Here is a 4,926-nt window from a genome sequence, read left to right as displayed (position 1 = left end):
TGGCGAAGTCGGCCTGACCGGCCTGCAGCAGCTTGAGGTTCACCTCGCTGCCCTTGCCGGGCTTGACGTCGACCTCGAGGCCGGCGTCCTTGAAGAAGCCCTTCTCGTGAGCCACGTAGACGTAGCTCTCGCGGCCCTGGATGTTCACGCCCGTCAGGTACGTGACCTTCTCCAGCGCGCCGGTCTTCGCGCCGTCGCCGCTCGCGGCCGCGCCGCCGTCGTCGTCGCCGGAGCAGCCGGCGGCCAGGATCAGCGCAGCGGCGGCAACCGCGGCGCCGATCAGTCGGGTCGCTCTTCTCACGAATATCTCCTTGAAGTGAATGTGCGAGGGGTCGGACTCAGGCCTTGAAGCCGATGGTGGAGACGAGCAGCATGCCGCGGAGCACTGTGGACGGGTCGATCGCCACGGCGCGCAGGATCTCCAGGTCGTCGGCGGAGATGTGGCCGGTCGCGATCAGCTTGTCCTGCAGCTCGGTGGATCCCGAGTACGCGAGCCGGCAGATCCCGGTGCCGCCCTCGAAGGACCGCTGCCACGCCTCGGTGTTCACCTCGCGCAGGCCCACGTCCCGCATCGCCTTGAGCACCTGCCGGTTCCACGTCGGGTCGTTGCCGGCGTTGCGCAGCACCGTCTCGAGCGCCTTCTCGTACTTGGCGAAGACGTCCTGCGCCCGCTCGTCCGGCGCGGCCAGAACGGAGGTCGACCAGCGCGAATCCAGCTCCTCGATGACCACCGCGCCGCCCGGGCGCAGCCCGCCGGCCAGCCGGGCCAGCACCTCGCGCCGCTCGGGCAGGTGCTGCAGCACCGCACGCGCATGAATGATGTCGAACTCGCCGCCGGGCAGCTCGTCGCTCAGGATGTTGTGCTCGACCACCGTCACGCCGTCGTGCGGGGTGACGTGCTGCGGCTTGATGTCGGTGGCGATCACCTCGCCCGACGGTCCGACCTGGTCGGCCATCCAGGCGGCGATGGTGCCTCGGCCGGCGCCGACCTCGAGGCAGCGCGAGCCCGGCGCGATGCCGGCCTGGTGCAGGCGGATCTGGGTGAACGGGTCGAGCATCTCGCTGAGGGCGTCGAGCAGGTTGCCGGCAGTGGGCTTGTCGTTGTTGAAGGCGTATGGCGACGCCGGACCCCTGGTGGCCGCGGTCATGCGTGATCTCCTGTGCGGGGAAGAAGAAGAATGATGATCATAGATGCGTGATGCAGAGTAGCTGGCATGCCACTTGATCGGAACCGGTACCGGAATCTGGGGTCAGCCGATCCCCGCCTGCAGGTCGGCGAACAGACCGGCCGCGTGGTCCGACGTGAACAGTCGCTTCAGACGGGCGCGGGCGATCCGGTGCAGGAACGGCCCGGCGGTCGCCGGGTCCCCGGAGTCGTGCAGCATCTCGGTCATCCAGCGGGAGTATTCCTGGAAGCTCCACGTGCGATCGAGGCACGTCGCCGAGTAGTCCCGGAGCGGCTGCTCGTCACCGTCGCGGACCGCGGAGCGGATCGCCTTGGCCAGCGTCTCGGCGTCGAAGACCGCGAGGTTCATCCCCTTGCCGCCCATCGGCGTGATGATGTGCGCGGCGTCGCCGACCAGGAACAGCCGGCCGTAGGACATCGGGTCGACGACGAAGCTGCGCATCTCGACCACTGCCTTCTCCAGCACCTCGCCGGCCGGTAGCGCCGGCTCGCCCAGCCGCAGCCGCAGCTGCTCCCAGATGCGCTCCTCGGTCCACCCGGAAAGGTCGTCGTCCATCGGGCACTGCAGATAGAACCGGCTGCTCCGCGGCCCGCGCGGGAAGTGTGCGGCGAAGCCGTGAGTGCTCACCGCGAACATCGGGTGGCGTGGCGGCGGAACGTCGGCCAGCACGGTGAACCAGCCGATGCGGTGGTCGTAGGTGTACGTGGTCAGCTCGCCGTCGGGCACGCTCCGGCGGCTGACCCCGTGGAATCCGTCACACCCGGCCATGTAGTCGGCCTCGATCCGGTGCTGCTCGCCCTCGGCGTCGGTGTAGGTGACCGTGGGGCGGGCGGTGTCCAACCTGTCCAGCCGCACGTCGGTGCACTCGAACCGCAGGTCCCCTTTGTCCTCGAGGAAGGCTGCGACCAGGCGTTGCACCAGGAACTGCTGCGGCAGGATCCGCGCGTACCGGCCGCCCGCCCGCTCGGCGACCTCGAGCAGATGCGGCACGCCGTCGATCCGGAACTCCTGCGTGCCGTCCACGCGGGCGTCCTGCAGCACCCGACCGGCCAGCCCCCACTCCTCGAACATCTGCGCGGCCCGCCACTCCAGCACGCCGGCGCGTTGCCGCTGCTCCACATAGGTGCGGGTCTGACGCTCGACGACGACGCAGTCGATCCCTGCGGTCCGGAGCAGATTCGCCAGCGTCAGGCCCGAAGGGCCGGCGCCGATGACCACGACCGTGGTCGATTCGTGCAGCACGCGTCAGACCTTAAGAGATCCTTTAGAAAGCCGAAAGGGCAGGGTCGGGCTGTAACCGGTTACCGGAACCAACTGACCCCCGATCGTCACCACCGGTCGTCATCGCCGGCCGCAACCACAGCTCGCGCGGACGACCAGGTCGGTGGGCAGCAGCACGTCCTCGGCCGGGCCCGTGCCGAGCAGCACCGCGGCGGCGCGCGCGGCCAGCTCGCGGACCGGCTGGCGCACCGTGGTGAGCGGGGGAGACATCAGCGCCGCCATCGGCGCGTCGTCGAAACCGGTCAGGACCAGATCCTCGGGTACGCGCAGTCCGCGCCCCAGGGCGGCGACCAGCGCACCGACGGCGATCTCGTCGTTGGCGCACACCAGCGCACCCGGTCGGTCGCCGCGGTCGAGCAGCTCGCCGGTCGCCCGCACGCCGTCATGGCTCTGCATCGCCACCCGCAGCGGCTCGGCGGCGGTCAGCCCCAGCGCCTCGTGGGCCCGGGTGAAACCGAGGTAGCGCTCCCGCACGTCGGGGGAGCCGTCGGGGCCACCGACGAAGATCAGGTCGCGCAGCTCGTGATCAACCAGCAGGTGGGCGGTCAGCGCGGCCGACGCGTCCCGGTTCTCCGTGCGGACGGAGGTCGCCCTCTCCGGGGCGTCGCCGGCCATCACCACGACCGGCACCAGATCGGCCAGCTTGGCCAATGCCTCGTCGGCGACCGTGCCGCCGAGCACCGCGACACCGTCCACCCGCCGGGCCATCTCGATGACCTGGGCGTCGGAGTCGTCGCGCAGGTGGGTGCAGAGGATGTGCACGCTCGACCGCGAGCGGACCGCCTCGGACTCGAAACCCTGGATCAGCTCCGCGAAGTACGGACCCGACAGGCCCGGGAAGACCAGGCCGAGGGCGCCGTGCCGACCGGCCGCGAGTGCCTGACCGACCGGGTCGGGGCGGTAACCGGTTGCCTCGATAGCATCGAGGACCTTCTGCCGGGTCTGCGGCGCGACCTGACCCACCCCGTTGTACACACGGGACACCGTCGCGACCGATACGCCGGCCAGGCGCGCGATCTCGCGTACCGTCATGCGGCTGCTCAAGCGGTCCTTCTTCCTTGACGCGCGCACGGCAACCGGCGACAGTAACCGGTTACCGGGCACCGATTGCCACCGGGAGGGCGCCCGTTATGTCGAGAGTCGAGCTGCTTCGGCGTCGAATCTATATCGATGGGCGTCCACGGCTCGTGCTGGCCGGCGAGGTCCACTACTTCCGGCTCGATCCCGGTGACTGGGCGGACCGGCTCGGCGCGCTGCGCGACGCCGGCTGCGACACCGTCGCCACGTACATGCCGTGGGTGTGGCACGAGAAGCCCGACCGCAGCACCGACCTCAGCGACCTGGTGGCGTTCCTCGACCTGGCGCAGTCGCTGGGTCTGTGGGTCATCGCCCGGCCGGGGCCCTATGTGATGGCCGAGCTGCAGAACGAGGGCATCCCGCCGCGGGTGGCTCTCGACACGCCGTCGCTGGTGCCCACGACCTGGGACGGGTCCCCGGTGCCGAACGCGACCCTCGACCTGCTCGCGCCCGCCTTCCTGTCCGCTGTGGACCAGTGGTACGCGGCCGTCATGCCCGTCCTGGCCGCGCGGCAGGTGGATCGCGGCGGGCCGATCATCGCCGTGCAGCTCGACAACGAGGTCGGCATGTTGCCGTGGGTCACCAACGCGCCGCCATTCTTCACCTCGGCGGCGCTGCCCGACCACATCTCCTACTCGCGGTCTACCCGAACGACCTTCGCCGCCTACCTCTCCGCACTACGCGGGCTGGCCGAGAGATACGGCGTGACGGACGTGCCGTTCCTGATCAACGTGCACGGCACGAGCGACGGGCGGGCGCGGACCTTCGGCATCGGGCTGTCGCAGCTGCGCGACTCGTACCACGGTCAACCCGGCACGGCCTCCGGCACGGACCTCTATCTCGGCGATCTCACCGTCACCAACCTGCCCGATCTGTGGGTCGCCAACGCCTTCACTGCGGCCACCAACGGCCCCGACCAGCCGCTCACGTCGCTGGAGTTCGAATGCGGCAGCGGCGACTACGCCGACGACCTCTCGGTGCTGGTGCCGCCCTCCGCCGTCGAGCTCAAGACCCGGCTCTCGCTCGCGCAGGGGAACAGGCTGCTGAACTACTACCTCTTCGCGGGCGGCCTGAACCCCTCGCGGCCCGCCCCGGCCGCCGTCCCGGGCACGTCGCTGATCGCCATCACCGGGAAGCGGCACGGCTTCGCGGCGCCGATCGATCCGGAGGGCCGGCGGACGCCCGGCTACGACGCCATCGCCCGGGTGCTGCGCTGGGTGCAGCCCTACGCCGCACTGATCGCCGACTCGCAGCCGGTGCACGACGACGTCGCCCTCGGCCTGGTCCGCGACCACTACCTGACCGAGTACCGCAACCCGGCGTCTCCCGAGCGCGGGGAGCAGGTCGCCGATCTCGAGCGGTTCCGGGGCATGGGCCCGCG

5 protein-coding genes are annotated in these 4,926 nt (G+C 70.4%); 1 reads left to right on the top strand and 4 read right to left on the bottom strand.

The genetic code is table 11. The features are described 5' to 3' along the window. From AB0M20_RS27395 to AB0M20_RS27380, 4 genes are all read right to left on the bottom strand, one after another. Positions 1-301: ABC transporter substrate-binding protein (locus tag AB0M20_RS27395; RefSeq protein WP_364302951.1), on the bottom strand; the 301-nt coding region annotated here is incomplete at its 3' end. Between the two features lie 37 nt (positions 302-338). Continuing rightward, positions 339-1,148, bottom strand: a complete 810-nt coding sequence (locus tag AB0M20_RS27390) for a methyltransferase domain-containing protein (RefSeq protein WP_364302949.1) — start codon at positions 1,146-1,148, stop codon at positions 339-341. A 102-nt stretch (positions 1,149-1,250) separates the two neighbouring features. Continuing rightward, the gene (locus AB0M20_RS27385) at positions 1,251-2,429 is read right to left on the bottom strand and encodes a 4-hydroxybenzoate 3-monooxygenase (protein ID WP_364302948.1); all 1,179 of its coding nucleotides are present in this window, start codon (positions 2,427-2,429) and stop codon (positions 1,251-1,253) included. Positions 2,430-2,528: 99 nt separating this feature from the next. Beyond that, entirely contained in the window at positions 2,529-3,512 is a 984-nt protein-coding gene (locus tag AB0M20_RS27380) for a LacI family DNA-binding transcriptional regulator (protein WP_364302947.1), read from the bottom strand. A gap of 143 nt (positions 3,513-3,655) precedes the next feature. On the opposite strand from AB0M20_RS27380, the gene AB0M20_RS27375 reads away from it, so the two are divergent. Next, a partial coding sequence (locus tag AB0M20_RS27375) for a beta-galactosidase (RefSeq protein ID WP_364302946.1) occupies positions 3,656-4,926 on the top strand: 1,271 nt, incomplete at its 3' end.

Origin of the sequence: Actinoplanes sp. NPDC051633 (assembly GCF_040681735.1) — a bacterium.
Lineage (GTDB): Bacteria > Actinomycetota > Actinomycetes > Mycobacteriales > Micromonosporaceae > Actinoplanes.
This window is presented reverse-complemented; position numbering and strand designations above follow the sequence as displayed.